19 protein-coding genes and 1 pseudogene are annotated in these 25,691 nt (G+C 57.6%); 11 read left to right on the top strand and 9 right to left on the bottom strand.

All coding sequences use genetic code 11. The annotated features are described in order from the left end of the window. Window positions 1-64: 64 nt before the first annotated feature. The 3 genes from JFU37_RS19570 to JFU37_RS19560 all read right to left on the bottom strand — a co-directional run bounded on the left by JFU37_RS19570 (window position 65) and on the right by JFU37_RS19560 (window position 3,359). Window positions 65-1,192, bottom strand: coding sequence for a CaiB/BaiF CoA transferase family protein (locus tag JFU37_RS19570; protein ID WP_201117581.1), 1,128 nt, complete (start codon window positions 1,190-1,192; stop codon window positions 65-67). Between the two features lie 177 nt (window positions 1,193-1,369). Continuing rightward, window positions 1,370-1,729: a hypothetical protein gene (locus tag JFU37_RS19565; RefSeq protein WP_201117579.1), complete on the bottom strand. Its 360-nt coding sequence runs from the start codon at window positions 1,727-1,729 to the stop codon at window positions 1,370-1,372. Next, the gene (locus JFU37_RS19560) at window positions 1,698-3,359 is read right to left on the bottom strand and encodes a GMC family oxidoreductase (protein WP_201117577.1); all 1,662 of its coding nucleotides are present in this window, start codon (window positions 3,357-3,359) and stop codon (window positions 1,698-1,700) included. Before JFU37_RS19560 ends, JFU37_RS19565 begins: the two co-directional genes overlap by 32 nt. 210 nt (window positions 3,360-3,569) lie before the next feature. On the opposite strand from JFU37_RS19560, the gene JFU37_RS19555 reads away from it, so the two are divergent. Further along, window positions 3,570-4,619 carry an AraC family transcriptional regulator gene (locus JFU37_RS19555; protein ID WP_201117575.1) on the top strand — a complete coding sequence of 350 codons (1,050 nt, stop codon included), beginning with the start codon at window positions 3,570-3,572 and terminating at the stop codon, window positions 4,617-4,619. Between the two features lie 122 nt (window positions 4,620-4,741). Here JFU37_RS19555 and JFU37_RS19550 read toward each other — a convergent pair. Then, window positions 4,742-5,195, bottom strand: a pseudogene (locus tag JFU37_RS19550) (REP-associated tyrosine transposase). 415 nt (window positions 5,196-5,610) lie between these two features. Between JFU37_RS19550 and JFU37_RS19545 the strand changes: the two are divergent. From JFU37_RS19545 to JFU37_RS19530, 4 genes are all read left to right on the top strand, one after another. Continuing rightward, window positions 5,611-7,440 carry a DUF1302 domain-containing protein gene (locus tag JFU37_RS19545; RefSeq protein WP_201117573.1) on the top strand — a complete coding sequence of 610 codons (1,830 nt, stop codon included), beginning with the start codon at window positions 5,611-5,613 and terminating at the stop codon, window positions 7,438-7,440. Window positions 7,441-7,472: 32 nt separating this feature from the next. Next, window positions 7,473-8,837: a DUF1329 domain-containing protein gene (locus JFU37_RS19540; RefSeq protein WP_201117571.1), complete on the top strand. Its 1,365-nt coding sequence runs from the start codon at window positions 7,473-7,475 to the stop codon at window positions 8,835-8,837. Window positions 8,838-8,986: 149 nt separating this feature from the next. Next, on the top strand, window positions 8,987-10,063 hold the full coding sequence (locus JFU37_RS19535) for a WD40/YVTN/BNR-like repeat-containing protein (RefSeq protein ID WP_201117570.1): 1,077 nt from the start codon (window positions 8,987-8,989) through the stop codon (window positions 10,061-10,063). A gap of 27 nt (window positions 10,064-10,090) precedes the next feature. Beyond that, window positions 10,091-12,520, top strand: a complete 2,430-nt coding sequence (locus tag JFU37_RS19530; protein ID WP_201117568.1) for an efflux RND transporter permease subunit — start codon at window positions 10,091-10,093, stop codon at window positions 12,518-12,520. A gap of 145 nt (window positions 12,521-12,665) precedes the next feature. Here JFU37_RS19530 and JFU37_RS19525 read toward each other — a convergent pair whose 3' ends face one another. Both JFU37_RS19525 and JFU37_RS19520 read right to left on the bottom strand, forming a co-directional pair. Next, on the bottom strand, window positions 12,666-12,944 hold the full coding sequence (locus tag JFU37_RS19525) for a DUF3303 domain-containing protein (protein ID WP_201117566.1): 279 nt from the start codon (window positions 12,942-12,944) through the stop codon (window positions 12,666-12,668). A 204-nt stretch (window positions 12,945-13,148) separates the two neighbouring features. Beyond that, window positions 13,149-13,550, bottom strand: coding sequence for a hypothetical protein (locus JFU37_RS19520; RefSeq protein WP_201117564.1), 402 nt, complete (start codon window positions 13,548-13,550; stop codon window positions 13,149-13,151). 328 nt (window positions 13,551-13,878) lie between these two features. Between JFU37_RS19520 and JFU37_RS19515 the strand changes: the two genes are divergently transcribed. The 5 genes from JFU37_RS19515 (at window position 13,879) to JFU37_RS19495 (ending at window position 18,920) form a co-directional block, all read left to right on the top strand. Further along, entirely contained in the window at window positions 13,879-14,376 is a 498-nt protein-coding gene (locus JFU37_RS19515) for a hypothetical protein (protein WP_201117561.1), read from the top strand. A gap of 416 nt (window positions 14,377-14,792) precedes the next feature. Beyond that, the gene (locus tag JFU37_RS19510) at window positions 14,793-15,374 is read left to right on the top strand and encodes a polysaccharide biosynthesis/export family protein (protein ID WP_201117559.1); all 582 of its coding nucleotides are present in this window, start codon (window positions 14,793-14,795) and stop codon (window positions 15,372-15,374) included. Between the two features lie 26 nt (window positions 15,375-15,400). Next, complete coding sequence (locus JFU37_RS19505) at window positions 15,401-16,516, top strand: hypothetical protein (RefSeq protein WP_201117557.1); 1,116 nt, start codon at window positions 15,401-15,403, stop codon at window positions 16,514-16,516. 20 nt (window positions 16,517-16,536) lie between these two features. Beyond that, window positions 16,537-18,102 (top strand): GumC family protein, encoded by a 1,566-nt coding sequence (locus JFU37_RS19500; RefSeq protein WP_201117555.1) that lies wholly within the window; start codon window positions 16,537-16,539, stop codon window positions 18,100-18,102. Window positions 18,103-18,188: 86 nt separating this feature from the next. Next, the gene (locus JFU37_RS19495) at window positions 18,189-18,920 is read left to right on the top strand and encodes a CpsD/CapB family tyrosine-protein kinase (protein WP_446739603.1); all 732 of its coding nucleotides are present in this window, start codon (window positions 18,189-18,191) and stop codon (window positions 18,918-18,920) included. Window positions 18,921-18,964: 44 nt separating this feature from the next. Here the strand turns inward: JFU37_RS19495 and galE are convergent, their stop codons facing one another. Genes galE through JFU37_RS19480 form a run of 3 tightly spaced genes read right to left on the bottom strand, consistent with a single transcriptional unit; the run spans window position 18,965 to window position 24,132 of the window. Then, window positions 18,965-19,942 (bottom strand): UDP-glucose 4-epimerase GalE, encoded by a 978-nt coding sequence (gene galE / locus JFU37_RS19490; RefSeq protein WP_201117550.1) that lies wholly within the window; start codon window positions 19,940-19,942, stop codon window positions 18,965-18,967. A 45-nt stretch (window positions 19,943-19,987) separates the two neighbouring features. Continuing rightward, a complete protein-coding gene (locus tag JFU37_RS19485; RefSeq protein WP_201117548.1) occupies window positions 19,988-22,603 on the bottom strand; it encodes a cellulase family glycosylhydrolase in 2,616 nt (871 codons plus the stop codon). Between the two features lie 5 nt (window positions 22,604-22,608). Then, window positions 22,609-24,132 (bottom strand): O-antigen ligase family protein, encoded by a 1,524-nt coding sequence (locus JFU37_RS19480; protein ID WP_201117546.1) that lies wholly within the window; start codon window positions 24,130-24,132, stop codon window positions 22,609-22,611. 94 nt (window positions 24,133-24,226) lie between these two features. Between JFU37_RS19480 and JFU37_RS19475 the strand changes: the two genes are divergently transcribed. Continuing rightward, window positions 24,227-25,603 carry an oligosaccharide flippase family protein gene (locus tag JFU37_RS19475; RefSeq protein ID WP_201117544.1) on the top strand — a complete coding sequence of 459 codons (1,377 nt, stop codon included), beginning with the start codon at window positions 24,227-24,229 and terminating at the stop codon, window positions 25,601-25,603. Window positions 25,604-25,691 lie beyond the last annotated feature (88 nt).

Genomic DNA, 25,691 nt, shown 5'->3' with positions numbered 1-25,691 from the left:
GACATCAACGTCGCATGACACACCGCTTTCGCGAGCAAGCCCGCTCCCACAGGGATTGCGGTGTTCAGGTGATAATCAGTCGTTCGATCTGGGCGTCACTCAAACCTGCTTTACGCAGTATCTGTGCGCCGTTTGCGCCGCGTTTGGGCACTGCGCCGGCCACCGAAGGGGTTGTCGAGAAGCGTGGTGCCGGCGCCGCTTGCAGTACACCGTCGTTGCGCGAATACACACCACGTTCCGCCATGTGCGGGTGCGTCAGGGCTTCGGCCGGCGTCAGTACTGGAGCGAAGCAGGCATCGCTGCCCTCCAGCAGGTCGATCCAATGCTGGCGCGGTTGGCTGGCAAACACTGTCGTCAATCGCTCGCGCAACGGTGCCCACAGGCGTGGATCGTACGGACTCTTGAAATCCGGGTCATCGCCCAGGCCGAGTTTGTTGAACAGCAGCGCATTGAACTGCGGTTCGAGGGCTTGCACGCTGACGAACAAGCCGTCGGCGCAGGCATAAGTGCGTGCCCAGTGCGCGCCATCGAGCAGCCCGCAACCGCGCTCCAGTGGTTGTTGGCCCGCAGAGTGCGCAGAGAGCAACAGGTTCATCAGGTTGGCGCTGCCATCGACAATCGCCGCGTCCACCACCTGGCCGACGCCATTGGTGCTGGCGTTGATGATCCCGGCCAGAATACCCATCGCCAGGTACAACGCGCCGCCGCCCAGATCGCCCACCAGCGTAGGGGGCGCCATCGGTGGCTGACCGGCCTCGCCGCTGAACCACAAGGCGCCGGACAGCGCGATGTAATTGAGGTCGTGGCCGGCTGCTTGCGCCAATGGGCCTTGCTGACCCCAACCGGTCATGCGCCCGTAAACCAGCCTCGGGTTGCGTGCCAGGCAGACCTGCGGACCGAGGCCGAGACGCTCCATGACGCCCGGGCGCATGCCTTCGATCAGTGCGTCAGCGCCTTCGATCAGGCGCAACACCGCTTCGATGGCTTCGGGATCCTTCAGGTCCAGGGCGATCGACTGTTTGCCTCGATTGACGATGGCGTGCTTGCCAAGGTCGAGCATGTCACCGCCCTTGGTGCCGGCACGCTCGACCAGAATCACCTCGGCGCCCATGTCGGCCAGCAACATGCCACAAAACGGCCCCGGGCCGATGCCAGCGATTTCGACGATACGAACGCCGTCCAATACGCCCATGCGAGTACTCCTTTGGATCAATAGAATTTTGGGGGGAAGATCAAAATGCTCCAACATGGATCGTAGGAGCGAGCTTGCTCGCGATAAATTTGAAGGCGGCGCATTTTTCCAGACAGTACGCGTCATCGTTCACGTCCATCGCGAGCAAGCTCGCTCCTACACATCCCTGCAGGGACGTTAACGACGGAGAAACAACGCAGTCATCACGGCGTGAAAAACAACGGCGGGCCACAGCAACAACCCGCTGCTGACAAACACGCCGACATACGCCAGGTACAACGCGATGGCCCCGTTGTAGAACAGCATCGCGCGGATCGCGGCGATACTGTCCGGCCGTGGCCAACAGGCAATGCCGAACGCGATTAGCGCAACACCAAAGAACCGCGCGAACAGGTTGGTGGCGTCGGTTCCGGCAATCCCCAGCAGCAGATGGCTGAACAGTCCGGGTGTGAGCAGCAACGCCGCCCCGGTAGCCAGTTCGACAACGGCTGCAACCGTCAGCAACTTATGCGGGGTGATGAAGCGTGCTGGACGCATGATCGTCCTCCGATGCGGTAGAGGCGCTGGCCGCGCGATGCAGGCGGATAAATTCGGCGGCCTTTTCGCCGATCATCACGGTGGCTGCCGTGGTGCTGCATCCAATGATAGTCGGCATGATGGAGGCGTCGACCACACGCAAACCTTCCATGCCGTGAACCTTCAACGTTGCGTCCACCACCGCCATGGCATCCGTACCCATTTTGCACGTGCCCACCGGGTGATAGAGGGTGTCGGAACGGTTGCGCAGGACCTGTTCGATCTCGGCGTCGGTGTTCATCGGCGTTTCAATCACGTCCTGTGGGTTGAAGGCCTTGAAGGCGTTTGTCGCCATGACTTTTTGAATCACTCGATAGCCCTGGATCAGCGTCTTGATGTCGTCCGGGTGGGTCAGGAATGCCGGGTCGATCAGCGGTGGCACCATGGGGTCGGCGCTGGCCAGTTTCAGTTGCCCAATGCTCTTTGGATGCAGAAGGCAGGCATGCACGCTAAGGCCGTGACCGCGATACAGCGTGCGGCCATGGTCGGCAAACATGGCAATGGTCAGCGCCAGTTCAATGTCGGCCTGACGCAACTCGGCAGAGGTTTTGACGAACGCACAGGCCTCGGCAAAATTGGTGGTCAGCGGACCACTGCGACGACGCCAGTAACGGATAGCGGCTTTGGTCATGTCCCAGACGCCTGCCAGCGACAGGCCGATCAGGTGGCGCGACTTGACGCGGTAGGAGTGCACGTAATCGATGTGATCGACCAGGTTCTGGCCCACGCCCGGCAGTTCATGAACCACCGGGATATCGAGCTTCAGCAGGTCGTTGGTCGGACCGACACCGGACAACAGCAGTAGCTGCGGCGAGTTGAAGGCGCCGGAACTCAGAACTACCTCATGGCGCGCGTGCACACGGCGCTTTACGCCGTTCTGCACGAACTCAACGCCAACGGCCCGCTTGCCGTCGAAGACAATTCGCGTGGCGTGGGCGTGGGTTTCGATGTGCAGATTCGTCCGGTGGCGGTTGGGTGTCAGGTAGGCTTTGGCCGCGCTGCAACGCTGTCCGTCCTTTTGCATCACCTGCACGCGGCCGAAACCTTCCATGCTCGCGCCGTTCTGATCGGGGCACGCCGGGTAACCCGCCTGAATACCCGCCTCGACGAAGGTTTCGCCAAACGGATTGGGCGAGGAGTGGAAGCGCACATTGAGCGGGCCGTTCTGGCCGTGCAACGCGTCCTTGAAGTGTTCGTTGTGCTCGGCGCGCTTGAAGAACGGCAACACCTCTTGATAGCTCCATCCTGGGTTGCCCAACGCCGCCCATCGGTCGAAGTCTTCCGGGTGGCCACGGTGGTAGGCCATGGCATTGATCGAAGAACTGCCGCCCAGGGTCTTGCCCCGAGGCTGATAACCGACCCGGCCATTCAGCCCCGTCTGCGGCACAGTCTGATACTGCCAGTTATTGATCGAGGTCGGCACCATGGCCGCGACGCCAGCCGGCATGTGCACCAGCGGATTGGTGTCCGGGCCACCGGCCTCCAGCAAGCACACCGAAACAGCCGGGTCTTCTGACAGTCGACTGGCGACCACACAGCCGGCAGCGCCCGCGCCCACCACGATGTAATCGAATTCTGCGATCTGGCTCATGCTTTTCTTCTCTTTATTCGAGGCATAACTTGAGCGCATTGTGAGCACATCGACGTTTCGTCACTGGTCAATTGAATGAATTCGCTGGTCAGCGGGGAAGGTGGCTATCGCGCCAAGCACTGGAACATCGCGGGCAGATCCTTGACTGATCATTGACCGATGCAAAATCGAGAGCGAGTATCGGCGTTCGCATCCCCAACAGGCAGGCACATGTCAGATTCGAAAATGGAGACGTCGGGCGACGAAATTTCGTTGCGTGAAGAGACGTTACAACCCACCACCATTGGCAGCTACACCGTGGCCATCGCCCGGGCGCTGGACGCCAGTGGTGTGGACAGCAAACGGATTTTTAGCGCCATGGGGATTGCGCTGGGTGTCTCCACCGATCCGATGACCCGTTTACCGGTCGCTACGATGACGCGTCTGTATCGAGCCTGCGTCGATGTGACCAACAACCCGTATTTCGGGCTGGCCGTGGCCAAGCATATTCATCTGACTCACCTGCATGCCTTGGGCTATTCCCTGGCGGCCAGCGGCACGTTGATGGATTTCTGTCGGCGGCTGGAGCGCTATTTCCGCTTGGTATCCCAGGTCGCCAAGGCCAATGTCACCCAGACTGACGATCAGGTCCTGATGCGGTTCGATCACTTGCTTGAGCTCTGCAGCGAGACCGAAGATGCGTTTTTCGGGTTTCTGATACGCACGATGCGGTTGCTCTACAAACAGGAGTTCAAGCCTTTACGAGTCGAATTGTGCCGACCGATGCCCCATGAGGGCGCCGGGCCGTATCTGTCGTTGTTCAGGGCGCCGGTGTTGTTCGGTCAGGCTTCCAGCTTGCTGGTGTTCGACAAGGCTGAGCTTGTGCAGGCGCTCAGCGGATCCTGCCCGGAACTGGCTCAGGTCAACGACAACATCATCATCAGCTATCTGGCACGTCTGGATAAAAGTGACGTCATCACGGGTGTGACCCAGAAGATCATCGAGTTCCTCCCGGACGGCGATTGCACCCGGGACAAGGTGGCCAGCGCCTTGTGCATGAGCCCGACAAAGTTGCAACTCAAACTGTCCCAGCGCGGAACAAACTTTCAGCAATTGCTCGACGACACCCGCAAGGAGCTGGCCTGCAGCTACCTGAGCCAGGCCTCACGCCCGGTCACGGAAATCACCTTTCTGCTGGGCTTCAGCGACACCAGCAACTTCACCCGCGCCTTCAAACGGTGGACCGGGTTATCGCCCACGGATTTTCGTCAGCAGGGTTGAAGATCAATTTGTCGCGGCCCTGTAGGAGCTGCCGAAGGCTGCGATCTTTTGATCTTGATTTTCAGCAATATCGAGAAGATCAAAAGATCGCAGCCTTCGGCAGCTCCTACTGGGGGTCTGTGTCAAATCCAAATGGCATCCCATAATGGGTAATCGCCTACGCGTTTCACCAGGCCCGCGCGTATCGGATTCATGACGATGTAGCGCGCGGCGTCCTTAAGGTTCTCATCGCGGCGCAAAGCACGGTCGTAGTAACCCTGTTGCCATAATCGGCCGCTATCGCCCCGCATGAGATTGATCGAGCGGCTGCTTCGGGATTTGATGCGGCACACAAGCTCAGACAGGGCACCGTGTTGCAGTTGAAACAACCAATGAAGGTGGTCGGGCATGACGACCCAGGCCATTGAGGTCACCATCGCTGTCTGCACTACGCAGTTGTTCGACCAGAAGGCGTCCCACCCGCCAATCTGCAAAGACTGGTTTTCGCTGATAAGTGATGGCAGTCAGCAAATAAACCCGCCCCGATTCAGAAACCCGCCCCTTGCGCAGGTGACATCCGTTTGCAGCGACAGGCATTCCGTTGCCCTCCATAAAGATGTTGTCGGGTAAACGTTAGCCGGTGCTGCGCACATCGGATTAACGAAGCGTTTTCGGCATGTTTCGAGAATGCACGCCCCCCTGTAGGAGCTGCCGAAGGCTGCGATCTTTTGATCTTGCCTTTAAAAGCAAAATCAAAAGATCGCAGCCTTCGGCAGCTCCTACAGAGGGAAATCGGGGAGATCGGGGGTATCGGCGGGTGCGCGATGGGTGCTTTGTCGCGCCCACGTTGTGCTGACCGATGATTTGGCCCAATTGACCGGCGACCCACCCACCCCTCGCGATACAACAGTCTCGACCGATTCAGCGTGTGCCCCTTAGAGCAGGGCGCAGCCGGAATCGGCATTTTCCTGAATGACTTTTCGTGAATCCACAGAGAAGGCGAGCACGCTAGATGAATAACAACAATAAGATCTGCCATCCAAATCTGCGGCGCGGGCTTCTGGCTTCGGCGATTCTTGCCGGGCTGGGCATTTCGCCTGCGCAGGCGTTCGAGTTCGATACGGGGAATGAGGACGTGTCGGTACGTTTCGACAACACCTTGAAGTTCAACTATGCACAGCGTGTCGAAGCGCCGAACAGCAAGCTGGCCAATGCGTGGAACAACAACGACGGCGACCGCAATTTCTCGTCCGGTAGCCCTGTCGCCCAACGTCTCGACGTGCTGTCGGAACTCGACGTGGTGTACAAAAAACAAATGGGTTTCCGGGTCAGTGCCAACAGCTGGTATGACCATGCCTACGATGATATCGGTAGCTATAACCCGTCGACCAACCAGCTCAATAACGGCAAGCCTGATTCGCAGCACCAGAGTGGCTATGCCGATCGTTACTACAACGGCCCGTCCTCGGAGATCCTCGACGCCTTTGTGTTTGGCAGCACCGAAATCGGCGATGAATCGCTGCTCAGCGGCAAGGCCGGCAAGCACACCCTGTACTGGGGCGAGAGCGTGCTGGCTTTCGCTCACGGCAACAGTTATGGCCAGTCGGGTCTCGACTTGTCCAAGGCCCTCGCGGTACCGGGCACCGAAGCCAAAGAGCTGTTTATCCCGCGTAACCAGCTGTCCACCAGCTTCACCGTCAACCAGGAACTGACCCTGGCCGCGCAGTACTTCCTCGACTGGGACGCCGCACGGCTGCCGGAGTCGGGCACGTACCTGGGCTTCAACGACGGCATCCAGAGCGGTGGCCACAACCTGTCGCTGATCGCTGCACAGAATCCTCGTTTCGGGACGCCTGGTCCTTTGGGCGCCAATGAGTTCCTGCGCCTCACCAACGGGCACACGTACACCCCTGACAACCACGGCGACTTCGGCCTGATGGCCAAGTGGAGCCCGGCGTGGCTCGACGGCACCCTGGGCCTCTACTACCGCAAAACCTCGGACATCCTGCCTAACCTGGTGCTGCAACCGACCGCGGTGGGCCCGGCTCAGTTGATCTCGGGTACTGCCGGCAGTTACAACCAGTTCTACGTCGATGACATCGACGTCTACGGCTTCAGCCTGGCCAAGAGCATCGCCGGCGTGAGCGTCGGTTTCGACCTCAACTATCGCCACAACATGCCGCTGTCCAGCGTTCCGGCGACCGTCAACCCGACATTGGGTGCGGCGAATGCACCGGGTTTTATTGCCAGCTTTGACGGCCAAAACGGCGTCGCTCGCGGTAATACCGTACACGCCGTGCTCAACGGTCTGACCACGTTTGGCGAAACCCCGCTCTGGGATACTTCCTCGTTGCTGGTCGAACTCGGCTATAGCCGCTGGCTCGACGTGACGGATAACAAGCAACTGTTCAAAGGCGAGGATTGGTATCACGGCGTCGACAAGGTCTCCAAGGACAACTACATCCTCGGCATGAACTTCAACCCGACCTGGTACCAGGTCTTCCCCGGCATCGATATGTCCCTGCCGGTCACTTACAACGTCGGTCTCGCGGGTCAGTCCTCCGTGCAACTGGGCGGCAACAAAGGCACCGGCAGCTACTCGGTCGGCGTCGGCATGGACGTGCGCAGCCAATATCGTTTCGACCTCAAGTACGTCGACAACTTCGGCGACTTCGACACCTGCGGTTCTGCGGGTAACGCCTCGGTACATGGCGACGGAGCTGCGCCGGGTGCCAATGGTCAGTACAACTGCGTTCCCGGCCAAGCCACAGCGTTTGCCGGTACCGTGGCCCAGCTCAAGGATCGCGGCATGGTCACTTTCACTTTCAAAACCACCCTCTGATCTTCGAGCTGTGCGTTAACAGGAGACACCCCATGTATTTCATCAAATCAGTATTGGCCACCGCCCTGGTGCTGGCCGTCGCAGGCTCCGCCCATGCGGCGGTCAGTGCCGACCAGGCCGCGAAACTCGGCACCAGCCTGACCGCCGTGGGCGCTGACAAAGCCGCCAACGCCGATGGCAGCATTCCGGCGTACACCGGTGGCCTGACCGCGATCCCGGCCGGGTTCAAAACCGGCGACGCGTTCCGCCCGGACCCGTTCGAGGCTGAGAAGCCGCGTCTGGTGATCACCAGCAAAAACCTGGCCGAGCAGAAAGACAAACTCACCGCGACGAGTCAGGCGTTGCTTAGCCGCTATCCGTCCTATCGCCTCGACGTCTACCCGACTCACCGCAGCGTTGCGCTGCCGCAAGGGGTGCTGGACAACACCGCGAAAAACGCCGTGACCGCCAAGACCACCGACGGTGGCCTGAGCCTGGAAAACGTTCTGCCGGGTGTGCCGTTCCCGATCCCGGCGGACGGCAACGAAGCGATGTGGAACCACTTGCTGCGCTATCAAGGCGTGGCCATGACCAACAAATATGATTCCTGGAACGTTGACTCGTCCGGCGCTGCATCATTGAGCTCCACAGGCGTTTTCAACATTGAATACCCGCTCTACGCCTCGACGCGAGCAGTGGGACCTGTGACACCCGATGAACCCTTCTACAAGATCAAGCTGACTTACACCGGCCCGGCCCGTCGTGCCGGTGAAGCGCTGCTGCTGATGGACTCGGTCAACCCGTTGAAACAACCGCGTCGCGCCTGGCAATACTTGCCTGGACAACGTCGGGTGAAACTGGCGCCGGACCTGGCCTATGACACGCCAAACCCAGGCACTGTCGGCGCCGCGACCTACGACGACGCTTTCCTGTTCAACGGTGCGATGGACCGTTATGACTTCAAGCTGGCCGGCAAGAAAGAACTCTACGTGCCGTACAACACCTACAAGCTGAGCTACCACAAGGACGCGGCCGACGTGATGAAGGCCAACCATGTGAACCCTGACCTGCTGCGCTGGGAGTTGCACCGGGTGTGGGTGGTCGAGGCCACGCTCAAACCGGGCAAGCGCCACATCTACAGCAAACGTACCTTCTACCTCGACGAGGACAGCTGGATCGCTCTGGCGTCCGACGAGTATGACGCGCGTGGCCAGCTCTACCGTGGCGGCTTCTCGCACCTGACCTACAGCTATGACGTGAAGGCCCCGGACACCATCAACCATATGCTCTATGACCTGGTTTCCGGTGCCTACAACGTGAACGGTTTCTACGGCCCTTACGGTGGCTTGAAGTACATCGATCCACTGTCCAAAGCCCAGTGGTCCGCCGAGTCGCTGGCCGGCACCGGTATCCGTTAAACCCCCACAAATCCCCGTAGGAGCTGTCGAGTGAAACGAGGCTGCGATCTTTTGATCTTGCTCTTGAAAGACAACATCAAAAGATCGCAGCCTCGTTTCACTCGACAGCTCCTACAGGGAGCAGTGGTGTGCTCTCCGAGATAATAATAATGACAATGATCAAGTGGTTTCTGCTCGCCGCACTGTCGGCAGCGATGGCCGTTCCGTTTACCCGCCCGGTGATTGCCGGCGAATTTGCCGATGTGCTCGACACGCCTGCACTGCAGAGTGATCTGGCCGCTCAATCGACGCTGACCGGGCTGACTCAGGCGGGTGGCCGACTGGTTGCCGTGGGCCAACGTGGGCACATTCTTTACTCCGATGACGCCGGCGAGCACTGGCAGCAGGCGCAGGTGCCGGTCAGCTCCGACTTGGTCGCGGTGCATTTTCCAACCCCGCAACAAGGTTGGGCGGTGGGGCACGACGGCGTGGTGCTGCACAGCAGCGATGCAGGCCAGACCTGGAGCCGGCAACTGGACGGGCGTCAGGTCGGCCCGCTCATGTTTGATTACTACCAACGTCAACTCGCCAGCCAACCGGACGATGCTGGCCTGCAAGCACGGGTCGGCGAAGCGCAACGCATGGTCGAAGAGGGCGCCGACAAACCCTTTCTCGATGTCTGGTTCGAAAACGAGCGGGTCGGCTACATCGTCGGCGCGTTCAACCTGATTTTCCGCACCGATGATGGCGGCGTGCACTGGACGCCTTTGCTGGAGCGTACTGACAACCCCAGTGCCCTGAATCTTTACGCGTTGCGTCCGGTCGGCGATGAGTTGTTCATCGTCGGTGAACAGGGCCTGGTCATGAAGCTGGATCGCGCGAGCGGTCGTTTCAACGCACTACCTACGCCGTACAACGGCAGCTTCTTCGGCATTACCGGTAAACCGGGTGCCGCGCTGGTATTCGGTCTGCGCGGCAACGTTTTCCGCAGCACTGATAGCGGGGCGAGCTGGGCCAAAATCGATCTCGGCCTGCCGCTGAGCATTACTGCCAGCACCGTCACTGCCGACGGCCGGATCGTCCTGGTCAGTCAGGCCGGCCATGTGCTGGTCAGTACCGACGACGGTGCCAGTTTTAACATCCAGCCACACACCGCACTGGCCCCGGTCGCCGCCGCGCAAATGGCCAGCGGCGGTTCACTGGTGCTCGCGGGCACCCGTGGCCTGCGACAGTTGCCCCTCGAATAAGTCCGGCATTACACAGAGAACACCATCATGGGTCACCACGAACTCGAAACAATGCCGGTCATCCGTGAGCTCAAGGGCTTCGATGCCCGCTCCGGAAACGGTCTGGAACGGCTGATTTTCAATAACCGTCTATGGGTGGTGCTGGTCTGCCTGCTGGTGACGGTGACGCTGAGTTACTTCGCGACTACGCGGCTGACGCTCAATGCCAGCTTCGAAAAGATGATCCCGCAGAGTCAGCCCTTCATCAAAAACTACCTGGAAAACCGACAGGCCTTGCGCGGTCTGGGCAACGCGGTGCGGGTGGTGGTGGAGAGCAGCAACGGCGACATTTTCGCCCCGCATTATCTGGACGCCTTGAAGGAGATCAACGACGAACTGTTCGTGACCCCGGGCGTCGACCGTGCCTGGATGAAGTCGCTGTGGACCCCGGCTGTGCGTTGGACCGAAGTCACTGAAGAGGGTTTTCAGGGTGGCCCGGTGATGCCCGATTCCTATGACGGTTCGGCCCAAAGCGTACAGCAACTGCGGCAGAACATCGCCCGCTCGGGGATCGTCGGCAGCCTGATCGGCAACAACTTCAAGTCGAGCATGATTTTCGTGCCGCTGCTGGAGAAAGACCCGGTCACGGGGCAGGGCATCGACTACCACCAGTTCTCGAAAACCCTTGAAGAAAAACTACGCGACAAATATGAGTTCGCCGGCAGCGTTCGCGTTGCGGGCGAAGAGGGCAAAGGCCCGATCAAGATTCGTGTGATCGGTTTCGCCAAACTGGTCGGCGACCTGATCGATGGCCTGATGCAGGTCATGCTGTACTTCGGCGCCGCCGCGCTGATTGCCACCGCGATCATCTTCTATTTCACCCGGTGTGTGCGTAGCACGGCCCTGGTGATTCTCTGCTCGGTGATTGCCGTCGCCTGGCAGTTGGGGCTGGTCGCGATGTTCGGTTTTGCCCTGGACCCGTTTTCGATTCTGGTGCCGTTCCTGGTGTTCGCCATCGGCGTGTCCCACGGCGCGCAGAAGATGAACGGGATCATGCAGGATGTCGGGCGTGGCACCCATCAATTGGTCGCCGCGCGTTATACCTTCCGCCGCTTGTTTCTCGCGGGTCTCACCGCGTTGCTCGCGGATGCCGTGGGCTTTGCGGTATTGATGTTGATCGACATTCCGGTGATCCAGGACCTGGCGATCACTGCCAGCATCGGCGTCGCTGTGCTGATTTTCACTAACCTGGTGCTGCTGCCGGTGTTGCTGTCTTACTGGGGCGTCAGTCGCAAGGCGGCCGAACGCAGTCTGCGCGCCGAGAATAAAGAGCTGCGCGGCAAAGGCATCGGCGCACTCTGGAGTTTTCTCGACAAATTCACCGAACGTCGCTGGGCCACTGTCGCGGTGACCATCGCCGGTCTGTTGGCCGTGGGCGGGATCGTCGTCAGCCATCACCTGAAGATCGGTGACCTCGACCCTGGCGCCCCGGAACTGCGCTCCGACTCGCGGTATAACCGCGACAACGCTTACATCACCGCCAACTATTCGCTGTCCAGCGATCAGTTCGCGATCATGCTCAAGACCCCCAGCGAAGGCTGTCTGAAGTACGAAACCCTGGTGGAAGCTGATCGCTTGGGCTGGCTGTTGCAGCAGCAACCGGGTGTGCAAACCACCGTGTCGCTGGTCAATGCCGTGCGGCAAATCACCGCCGGTTCCTACGAAGGCAACCCGAAGTGGCTGACCATCGCCCGTAACCAGAACGTGTTGAATTACGGCGCGCAGCAAGCCTCGGTCAGCAGCCCGGATCTGTTCAACAACGATTGTTCAATGATGCCAATCGTGGCGTATCTGTCGGATCACAAAGCCGAAACCCTCGACCGTGTGGTGCAGGTGGCCGAAACTTTCGCCCGCGAGCACAGTACGCCCGAGCGCCAGTTCATGCTCGCCGCTGGCAGCGCCGGGATCGAAGCAGCGACCAACATCGTCGTGCGCGAGGCCAATCGCACCATGCTGTTCTACGTGTATGGCGCGGTGGTTGTGTTGTGCTTCATCACCTTTCGCAGTTGGCGCGCGGTGGTGGTGGCGGTGGTGCCGTTGATGCTGACGTCGATTCTTTGCGAGGCGTTGATGGTCTGGCTGGGCATGGGTGTAAAAGTCGCCACGCTGCCGGTCATCGCCCTCGGTGTGGGTATCGGCGTCGATTACGCGTTGTACCTGCTGAGCGTGCAACTGGCGCAGCAACGTGCCGGGTTGTCGCTGACCGAGGCCTACCGCAACGCCGTGGCGTTCACCGGTAAAGTGGTGGCGCTGGTCGGCATCACCCTGGCCGCCGGCGTCATTACCTGGGCGTGGTCGCCGATCAAGTTCCAGGCGGACATGGGTATCCTGCTGACGTTCATGTTTATCTGGAATATGGTCGGGGCCTTGGTACTGATCCCGGCGCTGTCGCACTTTCTGTTGCGCAAAGTGCGATAGGAAAACCCGTAGGAGCTGCCGCAGGCTGCGATCTTTTGAGCGTTGGCAACGCTGAAATTGCCGGAGAACAAGATCAAAAGATCGCAGCCTGCGGCAGCTCCTACAGGGTTTGCGTACACCGGTTGGAAACGATAATGGAGTCCTGTTATTTACCGACAGTGGCTGCCAGCAGCGGCGCCATTTGCTCGTCGGTCAATGCCGCGTGGACTTCCATGCTCATGAGATCGTTCCAGTCCAGCACCCATTTCTGAATGGGCACCACATCACTGGCCTCGGCAATCCCGAAGCCGGCCGAACCTCCGACCGCATGCCAGCGGCCCAGCATCTTGACGCCTGCGGGTGGGGCGCCCCCGGTCTTGAGAAAACGTTCGATTGCGGCGTTGCGATTGTCCGGGCTGATCGACCAACTGACTATGAATAACATCGGCCACCTCCTGTTGCGGGTTGGCACATGTTTTGCTTCGCACACCTGGTGAGTACCGGACCAGGGACGCGTTGGGTTTCCAGTTCCGTCCTGGCTGGTGTACAGCGAAGTCTCCCATGTGAAGGCATAGCAGCGCCGCGCACTCTGTGTACGACCGCTGATCCTCTATGGGCATTTTTTCGAGGGTGCGCAAGGTCGCCCTCATCATGCGTCGCGCAACAGGTCGTTGGCGTTGAGCAATTCGTAGGCGATCTCCGGGCGCTTCTCTAGCGAGCGGCGAATGGCCGCCGGGATCGATGCGCGGGTCTTGCGACATAATCCCGGCAGTTCGCCGAGGCTGATGCTGATGCCGCGCATGGTTCGTACTTCATTGAAGCCGGGGGCAATGTTCACGCGGATACCCAACTGCTCGTACATGCGTTGTTGCAGACGCTCCAGGTCGCTCAAGCTCTGGAGGTTTTCCAGGCGCTCGATCAGGCGCTTTTCTTCCGAGCGGGTCAGTAACAGGATGCGCACATCTGCACCCGGTGTTTCCAGCAACGGGTCACGCCCGCAGTCGCAGGCGCCGGGCGGGCAGGGTTGGCGAATCGGAGCAGAGGTCGTCATTGCGTTCAATCATAGAGCGCTGCGATCGAGTTTGCCCATAGGGAATAGGGTGGAAAGAGCCCGTGTAGCCGGTGGTCGCCAAGTCACTGACGTTCTGTTGCGAGCCAATGCCCAAACATCAGGCTTTTTCATAGGGATAGCCCCTTTAATAGGGGATGGACCGGTTTGTCGTGTCGTTATTTTGACGCCATTCTGAGAATATTTATATTTTGATTTATTGTTGTGACGAGCCATTGACGTAATGGCGATGTGCTTATACATTTCACGTAAGCTGATACGAAATCCTTCATTCACAAAAGAGTAACCCTCTGCGCAGGGAGGCGGTGTTATGCATACGAAACTTTTCATTACAAACGTTTTGTTGTTGATGCTCCCGAATGTCGCAGCTGTTTCTGCTGCTCACGCGACCAGTTTGCCCTATGAAATTAGTCGCATAGGTAACGCTTGCGGGGATTCGGTGCCGCAACTCGGTGCGGCTCTGGAAGAGCACCCGAGTGGCGCATTGTATGCGTTTGGGAACGTCCTTGGCGTGCCTTCTTCAATCACCGATAAGTACTTCGATGATGCCCCGCCTGCCAAACTCAACAGCAACAATAATCAATCGGGGGCTGGTGTTTCCGTCAATACTTTAGCGTGCGACGGTTTAATGGCGGCTCTTTCCAATGTCCCCTTAGCGGTTGATTTGTCTATCCAGGATAAAGGTCTGACGGGAGAGGCTGACTCTTTTATCAATCAATCGAATGCAGTACCGCTTCCTGCGGCAGCCTGGTTATTTTCTTCTGCGCTGCTCGGTTTTATCATGGTCGCCAATCGGCGGAAGATATAGAGAGGGGTGTTTGGCTTTTCGGCACTAAGAACCAGCAATTCAAATGACTGGAAAGGGAGGAAGTTGTATTGGATGTTTGGTTTGTTGTGGATTGTTTCATGTAGTGCAATGGCACTTAGTTGGTAATGACTGAAAGCTAGTTAGTTGCACAGGTCGGCGTAGATGCAGTAAGTGCTTTAGTGTATTTAATTTTGGCGCAAAGCTGTCGGGGGTAGCATGATCAACTCCAACACATTGTTAAATAACACTATTTTTCTATTTTAGGCTGTCCTTGCGGTAACTGGCGCGTTGCGTCGGCGGCAATTGGTTGCGAGAAGCGCTGTCTGGTAGCTTCTTTGACGTGAAATGGGATAGAGTGATTTGGCCCCATTTTTATGTAAAACTCCTTGCATGGCCACTAGGCCGGAGGGATCCCGATGTTGCGTTTATTCATACCTGTACTCTGTACGCTGGCTATTTTGCATGGCTGTACGCAGGCTATTTTGCCCGGCGTTTCCAGTGCTGACGAAAAAGACACGGATTACACGCTGAAACCGGGCGACAACGTTGTTGTTTCCGTTTGGGGCGAAGACAAGATGCGCGAGGAAGTACGCGTACTTCCCGATGGCAGCATTACCTTCCCGCTGGCGGGGAAAGTCGACGTTCATGGGCTTGACTCTACTGGCGCCGCGAAGAAAATCGCTCTCGAGCTTGAAAAGTACATACCCGATCCGAATGTGAGCGTTGTCATCAAAAGCACCGAAGGCAATCTCGTGTACGTGCAGGGCAAAGTGGTGAAGCCCGGTTCCGTGCAGATACCGGGTTCGCTTGATGTACTGCAAACATTGAGCATGGCGGGTGGTCTCGACAAGTTCGCGGACAAAGATGAAATCAAGGTCATTCGGCGCAAGGGCTCTAAACAAGAGGTACTGCCCGTGCACTACAGCGATCTGATTTCCGGGAAAAACATGTCCACCAATATCCAACTCCAGGCCGGCGATACGCTGGTTGTGCCTTAACCTTGCATGATGCATTAAGGATTCTCTTGTCTCTGCTGCGAAAAACCGGAATTGCCACGGCCATCCTGATCTTGCCGTGTTCCGGAGTGGCCTATGCGGCCACTTGGCAAAATTCGATCGTTGTGCCTTCGACTGTCGAGTACGACAGCAACCCGGTGCTCGCTACGAGCAACGCAAAAGGCGTGACTCGTACCATTATCGCCCCCGATTACACGCTCGTCGGGACTTCCGACCGGGATCAGTGGAATTTCGGTCTTGGTGTGAACCTGGTGCGATCCTCCGATACCTCCATCGTTTCGGATCGTGAAGACCCCGATTTGAAACTAGGGTGGCAGCGCGCGACCGAAACGGGTGGTTTTGGACTCAAGGCGCAGTATGTCGAGAGCTCGACGCTCTCCACCGAGGTTCAAGAAACCGGTGTGATTGCCCCTGACGGTACGCAAAAACTAGCGTTGGTCGGCGGCAACTGGAGCACTGCTCTCAGTGAGCGTACTACCCTGGTTAATGAAACCGACTACACCCATGTCACTTACGACATCAACACGCTGACCAACTATAACGAGCTGTCGAACCTCCTGAGCCTGAACTATACATGGAGCGAGCGCGTGGAATTGTTCACGCGTTTTGAAGCCAAGCGTTATGAGCCGGAACAGGGATCTACGGTGGCGTCCTCAAACAGTTATACCCCCATAGTTGGCCTGAATTTTGATATCTCTGAGCGGCTCAAGGGATCGATTTACGCGGGTGTCAATCAAGTCTCTGACTCGAACAGCGGCCCCACTGGCCAAGGCGGCCTTTCGTTGCACTATACCGGTGAGCGTGTTGAGACAGCCATCGATGCCAGTCGCAGTACTGTCGCCAGCGGTAACGGCGGTTTCATCCAGGCTGATAACCTGAGCGGTCTCTGGAGTTATGCGCTCGCCGACACGAGTCGTATCGGTTTTGATACCTCATGGCAAAAAACCAAGGGGCTATCGCCTAACACCCTGCGCGATGCCGGTGCCTGGTTTAGTCAAGAGCTCTCGCCTTTTTGGTTAGCGCGCCTATCCTACACGTACAAAGAACGCCAGCAAGATGGCTTGCCGGATGCAACCGCAAACGTCGTCGGGTTGACGTTGACCTATAGTCACCCCGATTTCTGACATTCGGAATTGTGATAATTATGGCCTCAGAATATGAAATGTCGGTCAACGACTACATAGCTATCATCAAGCACCATGCCTTGCTGTTGATCCTGAGTTTCGTGGTCATACTTGGCGTGAGCGTGGCAGTTGCGCTCACTATCCCGCCTATCTACGAGTCATCTGGCACTATTCTGGTTGAGTCTCAGCAAATTTCACCGGACCTGGTGGCGGCGAACAACAATACCTTTGCCGATGAGCGCATCGAAGTCATTCGCCAGCGTGTGATGACCCGCGAGCATCTGGAAGGGATCATCGACAAATACAATCTTTTTGCTTCGCAAAGCCGGCCGTTGAGCGTTACCGAGAAAATCGACGAAATGCGCAATGCGATTACAGTCTCCTTGGTCAGCGCCGCCGTTAAGGGGCGCGGAGAAGTGACGATTGCTTTCCGTCTTGGCTTTGAGCACCGCCAGCCAGAGATTGCCAATAAAGTGGCCAACGAGCTGGTGACGCTGTTTCTGGATGAAAACATCAAGCAGCGCACTGAACGCGCCAGTGAGACCACAGAGTTCCTGACGCAGGAGGCGGATAAGCTCAGGGTCGAACTGGAAGCCCTGGAGAACCGGTTGGCGGACTTCAAGCAGGCACACAGCAACGCGCTGCCTGAGCATCAGGAGTTGCGCATGAATATGTTGTCACGCGCCGAAACCGAGCTTAAAGAGGTAGACCGCGACTACAAAGCCGCCCGTGAAGAGTTGCGATTTAACGAGTTGGAGGTTTCCGCAGCCAGTGCCGGGGTAGCGGTCAAGCCAGGGGCGACGGGTGCGGCAGCTGAGCAACCGCAAGATTTGGGTAGCCTCAAGGCGGAGTACACCAGGTTGCTGTCGCTGTATACGGAGGCCCACCCCGATGTGCGCGCCGTCAAACGCAAAATTGCTGCCCTTGAGTCTGTCAAAGGTGTGGGCGGCGGTGCAGGGGCTCCCGTCAGTCTGGAGGTTGCCAAGGCTCAGGCCAGAGTCGCGGCCTCAGAAACACGGATGCAATCGCTGGCCGATCAAAAGCAGGAAATACTCCGCAAAATTGACGCCTACGAGGCGCAAATTCTTGAGACGCCGCAAGTCGAGCGTGGCTTGGTCACGCTGATGCGTGACCATGACAACGCGCGTAAAAAGTATGAGGAAATTCGCACGAAGGAAATGGGTGCGAAAATTTCCGAAAGCCTGGAGGAAGAAAACAAAGCGGAGCGTTTTGTGCTGCTGGAGTCGCCTCTGATGCCCGAAAAGCCAGTGAGGCCGAACCGCAAAAAAGTGGTTGCCATGGGCTTTGTTCTCGCCCCGGTGGGCGCTGGTGCACTGGTGATGCTCCTCGAGATGTTGAGTCAGCGCGTGCGTGGTGTTGAAGCCTTGGGCAGTGTGGTTGGCAGGCGCGTACTGGTTTCGATTCCCTACATTCACACCAAGGCGGAACTGGCTCGTCGCAGGAAGTGGCGAGCGCTTGTTATCGTCGGTGCGGTCGTGATAATTGCGATCTCGTTGGTGCTGTTGCACTTCTTCTACATGCCTCTGGACCTTCTAGTATTTAGAACGTTGGGCCGGTTTGCATAAGGAATATAGACATGGAAATAATCAAGCCCGATACCGAAAATTCCGGGAAGCAGCCTTCGTCAGGTCTCGTGACAACGCCAAAGGCGATGACAGCGACCACGCAGTCTGCAGGGCTGAATGCGCTCAGTTATGTGCAGACAAGAGTTGTACCTCTGCGGCCAGATCATCTCGAGCGCAACCGCATCGTGGCTTTCAACAAGAATTCGAATATGAGCGGGGCTTTCGACCTGCTGCGTACGCAAGTTCTGAAAGTCATGGAAGAAAATGGCTGGCGCACGCTCGCCATCACCTCGCCGACGCCGGAGGCAGGCAAGACTGTATTGGCGATCAACCTGGCAATGAGCATCGCCCATCACACAACCAAGACCGCATTGCTGGTGGATTTCGACTTGCGCCGCCCGACAGTGGGCTCCTGCCTGGGCCTGCCGATGGAGAAATCGCTCAACGAATTGCTGGCTGATGAAGCGGAGCTGCAAGAGGTGCTGGTCAACCCGACCTTGCCGCGCTTTGTGGTCCTGCCGACGCGTGAGCCGATTCCTCACTCCACTGAGGTGCTGTCATCGCCCGCGGTGAGCCATTTGATTACTGATCTGCGCGAGCGCTACGACTCACGTATCGTGATTTTCGACTTGCCGCCGTTGTTGAGTTCGGATGACGTGATTACCGTCTTGCCTAAGTTCGACTGCGTCCTGCTGGTGGTCGCTAACGGCATGAACACCAAGAAAGAAATCGAAGAAAGCCTGCATCATCTGGGAACAGCCAATTTGATTGGCACGGTGCTGAACAAGGCCGAGCCTCAAAACCGCTCTTACTACTAGAGCGGCTTCCTCAGGCGCTCGGCGTTATGCGCGAGCGCCGACTTTCAGTGCCAAGGATGCTTCTGCTCCCAGCTCCAGGCGTGAGCCACTATCTGTTCAAGTGACGCAAACTGCGGTTGCCAGCCAAGTAAGGTGTTGGCCCTTCGCGGATCGGCCACCAGGCGTGGCGGGTCGCCGGCACGGCGCGGCGCTTCGCTGACGAATATCTCCTGGCCGGTTACGCGGCGCGCGGTATCTATCACTTGCTGTACTGAAAACCCTAGACCGTTGCCGAGGTTGAACGCCGTGCTTGCACCTCCGGCCAGTAGGTAATCCACGGCAAGTGCGTGAGCGGCAACGAGATCGGCAACGTGGATATAGTCACGAATACAGGTGCCATCAGGGGTGTCGTAATCTCGGCCGTAGACCGTGATGTTTGTGCGCCGGCCTGAGGCCGCTTGCAGGATCAGTGGCAGCAGGTGGGTTTCCGGTTCATGGCGTTCACCCAGCTGTCCCTCAGGGTCTGCACCAGCAGCGTTAAAGTAGCGCAGGCAGACCGACTTCAGTCCGTATGCACGGTCGAAATCCTCAAGCACCTGCTCCACCATCCACTTGCTGCGACCATAAGGGTTGATCGCGGCCTTGGGATGTTCTTCGTCGATGGGTACATACACAGGGTCGCCATAGACGGCGGCAGTCGAGGAAAAAATGAAGTTTTTAATCCCCGCTCGAACCATGGCTTGTAGCAGCGTGAGGGTGGCAGCCAAGTTGTTTTGGTAATACTTGGCAGGTTCCGTCACGGATTCGCCTACCTGAATAAATGAGGCGAAGTGGAACACAGCATCAAAGTGTTGCGCGGCGAACAAGGCGTCCAGGGCTTGCGCGTCGGCTATGTCCAGTTCGACCAATTTCCCGCCGACCAAGGCACGGCGGTGGCCGGTGGAGAAGTTGTCTGCCACCACCACTTCGTGATCTGCGCGCAATAGTTGCTTAACCATGTGCGAACCTATGTAGCCCGCGCCGCCAACCACTAAATATTTCATCCTGTCCTCCTGGAAACTGTTGCGGTGCAAGCGCAGATTGAGGCGTCAGTGAGAGACGCTTTTTTTCAGAAACAACCAATTGGAAGCTTGCTGGCCGTCGAACTTGATCGTATAGCTTCCATCAAGGTAGGTCGCGGGTAGCGGCTTCATTTGCGCAAGTATGCCGCGGGTGAACAGTGTCAGGCCTTGCGGTGCCTGAATAGTCAGCGTGCCTTCGAGGGGCTCAACATAAAAAGGTGTTTTGTCGCCGTCTTTGGGGATGGCGCGGGTGCCCAGCGAGATCAGCAAATCCTGCGATTGGCCGACGGGCACATTGTCCAGGCTTTGCACCACCACACTGGCATTAGCCGTCTTCACTTGAACCCGGATGTTACCAAGGCTGATCGACTTGCCACCGATCCAGCCGGTCGCAGCTTGGGTGCGCGGCGTGTCGATGGTGTAGATACCTTGTTTCCAGTTGCGCTTTATTTCACCCGTGTCTGTCGTGGACTCGCTGGCGTTGGCGTCCAGCAGCGACTGGTCAGGGTCATGAAACACCTGTGCATTACTCGGGATAATGCCCGGCTGCAGCCAGGGTAATTCCGGCGTCTGTGGCATGGCGATTTGCAGTTTGCCTTTCTCCATGGCCGTGCGCAGCAGCGCTGAGTTGGCCGGTGTAATGTCTTGATTGAATAGAGTGCCTGGCGTCGGCGCGAAGACATAGGTTGTGTTTGCTTCGCGAACATCTGCACGGCGATAAAGCAAGGCGGCGGCGGGCAGGGTGGCCAGCAGTGCCGGGTCGTTATAGGCGTGCCAGTTGCCGGCAGTCATCCAATCGCCGGACAGCGGCTCCTGGCTGTAGGCGTATTGCATCAGCGCATCCCAGCCTTGGTGGCTGGCGGTGCCGGCTATATAGAGTGGCAGCGAGTGGCGATCAGGTGTCGGGAAGGGTTCATTGTTCCACTCGGTGACGGTCAGGGGTTTGCCGGTGACTTGGCCGGCGGCAATCCAGTTGATTAAACCGTCACTGGTGAGAGGGTTTTTCTCTAGCTGGCCAACGCCGCCGTAACTGTGAACGTCAATCACGTCGCCGGCGGTAAGGGCCGGCAGGGAGCTCAGGCCATTGCGGCCCCAGCTGCTGGTCGTGGCGATGGGCACCTTCACGCCTAATGCGCGCAGGTGCTGAATCATATCAACGTTGAAATTTCGCTCCAGATCGTTAAGGAACAGCTTGGAAGGGCCAGGCTCCCAGGCGCGCCAGGTTTTGTTGGCCGACAGATCGTGCTGGTTGGCAAAGCTCTTGGCCGCTTGCATGTAGAGCTTGTTGTGCTTTGGAACGTTCTTGTCTGGCAGCAGGGCATTGCCAAAGTGATGGGTGACGTCGTTTTCGTTGGTAATCAGTACAGCGGCGATTGCGGGATCGTCTTTGTAGGCGAGACCGGTATAGGTATTGACGTGGGTCAGGTAGGCTGCGGCAAATTGCTTCATCGCCTGCTGAATGGTGATGTTTACATAGGCGTAGCCCTTGAGATCGGCGTTGTTACGGCTGTTTTTTGGCATCTCTTCGAAGCCATAAATGTTGTCTTTTGCAGTAAGGGTCCGCTCGACGTGCATATCAAGCCACACATAAATGCCCTCGTCTTTCAGGCACTTGATCCACCAGTCAATTTTTTTCAGTGATTCCGGGCTTGGTTGCTGGGTGTCATGTGTGAGGCCAGGGTCGCCAAAAATGTTTGGGCTGACCCATGGGGAGTCATGGTGGTGAAGTCGCACGAGGTTGAAGCCGAGTGCGGAGAGGCGTTTAGCCTGCTGCTTGATTTCATCGTCTGTCGTGCGGAACAGCGCATACGATGTGACGTTGGTGCCCCAGAAGCGCGCCGGGGTGTTGTCCGCGAATTGCAGTTGCTCGCCGGACGCTTTGACGAAGCCGCGCTTACCTGCAGGTTTTTCGTCAGCGTTAAGAAAGGACAGATCGACCGGCGAGGTTTTCCAGTCGAGCTTGTCACTCGGCCAGCTCTTTGGGTCCACCAGACCGAAGCGCTCGGCAGTGGTGGGGCCGAGTGCCACATCGCCAGATACGCTTAAGGTCGCTTTAAAATTCTGACGGCCGGGCTTGATCGTGTCTTTGTAGAAAAAAGCGCGCACTTCAGAGCGATCACCCGATTCAAAGTACACCCTCGCCAGCGCGGGCTCGAAACGCATCTCGATGTGTCGCCCTTGAGCATTCCCCCAGGACCAGCCTCTGTTGTCAGGGAGCAAAACCGGCTCGCCCATTTCTCCCGGGAAAAGGGCAGGGTCGAACTTGAAGACGACACCCCCACCCATCACGTCCGACTTCGTGCTGTGTGCATCCAGGGTAAAATCCCAAGTCAGTTTCTGCTCGCCTTCCTTCTGGATTTTCGCCGCCAGGTCGAAATCAAGCGCTTTGCTCTGGCCTGCAAGAGAGTAGCTGTAGGGGGCGTTTAACTTAAACTCGGTTGGAAAATACGCCCAGCCCCAGTTGCTCCCAAAGAAGACGAATGAAGACGCAACGACGGGGCCGCCGCCATGCACCAGCATTGGCAGGCCGCTTTGATCATCGACGCTGGCGACCCAGTCTGACGCCCAGGTGCTAAACGGCCAAAGAGTAAAAGACAAAAGAACCGGAAGCAGCAGACGGGTGCGGCGAAAAAGTTTGGCCATGGGGGTTACCGGAATTGGAGGTGGGCACTCGCAGTGACTGCAGTCGAGGTGTGCTTGAGCTTGCGCGCCATCTGAGCATAAGCAACGCCCAGTCCGGCGACCGACCAATACACCACGGGGATCACCGTGATACTGCTGACGGTAACGATGGTCACCAGTATCCCGGCCAGTGCCGCCAGGAGCGCACGTCCAAGTCGGCGCGACTCATCGTCTCTATTGGGGAACGAACGCATCCCCTTGCGGATGCCCTGCAGAACACTGACGAAAAAAGCTACGAAAAGCGCCAATCCAATCAAGCCGACCGACAGGGCTAGGCCAATATAGGTGTTCACGATATCGATGATGCCCTGGCCCTGAATCAAGGACTGCATTTCCGGTGTGTTGCGGTAATCGAAAGAACCCAGCCAAGGGTTGCGCTGGATAACGATCACTGCGTTATCAATCAAGCGTTGCCGGTAGGTGATGTTCTCTACTTCCACTGTACCGATGAAAGGTAGCAGATCGAGCACTTTTTGGCCGCCCGGCACAATGGCCAACAGGGGAAGGGCGAGCACTGCGGCAACCGCCAGCAGCATCAGGCGTTTGACCGCTTTACGGCCGGTGCCGATGAATACGACGATCATGGTGGCGGCACCGATCCAGGGGCCACGCGACAGCGGTGCGAACAGACCACCGGCGAGCAGGAGCGCGCCGAGGCTTCTTTGCAATCGGCTGCGCACATCCTCCTGTAAGTACAGGTAAAAGCCGATGGCCACGCTGATGACGTACCCCAGCGCAATGGCTTGGCCGGTGGTGACGCTGGCGCGTAATGAGCCACCACGGCTCAAGTAGCCGATATCCCATTGCATGCCCATGGCGTCAGTCAGCGCATTGTAGAGCAGCCAACTCCGGGAAAATTCGAAGAGACCTATCAGCGACAGCACCATGGCAGCGAGTACAAAACCGAACAGAGCGTCCTTGAAGTCGCTGAGGTTCTTCAGCGCCCGGCTGGCAACGTAGTAAGGCAAAAAAACTTCGATGAACAAGTAGAGCGTTTGGCGCAACGTGTCGGTGACCGTGGTTTCGCGCAGGTAAAGCACGCTCGTCAGTAGAATGTTGGCGGCTAACAGCTTGTCAGGCCAGGTGCGTCCGAAAGGGATCGTGTCCGCTCGCTTGCGTAATGCGAAAAAAGCCGGAAGCAACACACACAGTGCCAGTAGACGAATATGGTTAATGGCAAAAAAATAATTGACCAGGCCGAAACCGGGAATCTCCTTCGAGGCCGGCGGGATCAGAAACAGCAGAAGGAAAAACAGCGCCACGGGGTTGCGTTCGCTTTTTTGCGTGAAGGTCAACACGACAGCGGCAACGCCCGCGTACACCCAGAAACTGTGCGAAACAAAAGCCAGTAGCGTCAATGCGAACCACAGATTGCGCCGACGCGTGAAGTCGCGGTCAGGAATCAAATCTACTGCCGGTCGACGTGCCATGGCAAAAACGACGCCAGCAAGGACCAGAATGACGATTAACGCGCGAAAGTGCTCAGGCATGGGGGGTGGACTTATTGATTAATGAGCGACGGCTAGTCGAATGGCAAAATGCGACTATAGTACCTTTTGTGTCATTGAGTCCGGGGGAGATGTTATGTCGCTAGTTAATTTATCGCCATCGATGAGCCTTCGCAGCCGAGCGATATCTGCTGGGGCATGGAATCTCGGGGCGCTCGTGACGTCTCAAGCCTTTCGCTTGGGTGGCAACCTGATAATGGCCCGCCTGCTGCTGCCGGAAATGTTCGGCATCATGATGATCGCCACCACCGTTTCGGTGGTTCTGCACTTGCTTTCCGATGTGGGCTTGCGTCAGAACATCATCCAGAGCCCGCGTGGCGATGATCCGGTATTTCTCAATACCGTGTGGACGGTGCAGATCGTGCGCGGTCTCATTCTTTTTGCTTCGACACTGCTGATCGCGGGCGCCGCCTGGTTTGCGCAGACGATCAATCTGTGGTCGATCAATTCCACCTACGCCGTACCCGAGTTGCCGCTGGTATTGGCCGTGACCGGTTCCCTGGCAATCATCTATGGTTTTCAGTCGACCAAAGTCGACCTGGCAGTGCGCGCTTTCCAGCAAAAGAAAGTGGTCATCGCCGAGTTTGTGTCCCAGTTGGCCGGGCTGGTGGCGATGCTGGGCGTCGGTTACTTCACCCGGTCCATCTGGTCTTTGGTGGTTGCGGGCCTGGTCTCGGCGATGGTCAGCACTGTGCTGGGTCATTTATGGTTCGAGGGGCCGCCTAACCGTCTGCAGTGGGAACGCACTGCACTCAAGGAATTAGTGGTCTTCGGCCGTTGGATACTGTTGTCATCGGCCGTGGGTGTATTGGCCATGTACGGTGATCGCATCTGGTTCGGCGGCAGCATGACGGCCGCCGAATTGGGGGTCTACTCCATTGCCGTGCTGATTTTGGGAGCGCTTCAACTTGGCGTGCAAAGGTTGTTCGGGGCCATTGCCCTGCCGGCCTTCAGTGAGGCCACAAGAACCAATGACACCGCACGGCTCCACGCGTTGTATTATCGCGTCAAATTGATGTTCGATCTGATCTCGCTGTTTTTATGTGGACTGTTTTGGACCGGCAGTCCGCTGCTCATCAGCATCTTGTACGATGAGCGTTATGCCCAGGCCGGTAGCATGATGTCGATTCTTTCACTCTCTTTCTTCACAATGCGCTACATGTTGGCGAATCAGGTCTGGATTGCCTTGGGACTCACCAAATACCAAGCCATGGACAACATTATTCGCGTGGTCTCGTTATGGGTGCTGTTGCCTTTGCTGCTGGCAATTGGCGGGGTCAAATATGCGATTTGGGGTGTCGCCCTGCATACGTTTCCTACGCTTATCCTGGTTATGTATGTCAATTATCGTCTGGGGCTGTTCAATCTCAAGCGTGAACTTGTGGTGCTGCCGATGCTGGTGGTGGGGGCTTTGTGTGGGGAATTAATGACGGGTCTTGCTAAGTGGCTCTGATCTGATCTATTCCTCTAGTTGTGTCCAACGCTGTGACACGTGTCGCCATTGAGGTGTTGATGGTGATTTCCAGAAAAATTGTCGCCTT

This window comes from Pseudomonas sp. TH41 (assembly GCF_016650695.1).
Lineage (GTDB): Bacteria > Pseudomonadota > Gammaproteobacteria > Pseudomonadales > Pseudomonadaceae > Aquipseudomonas.
This window is presented reverse-complemented; position numbering and strand designations above follow the sequence as displayed.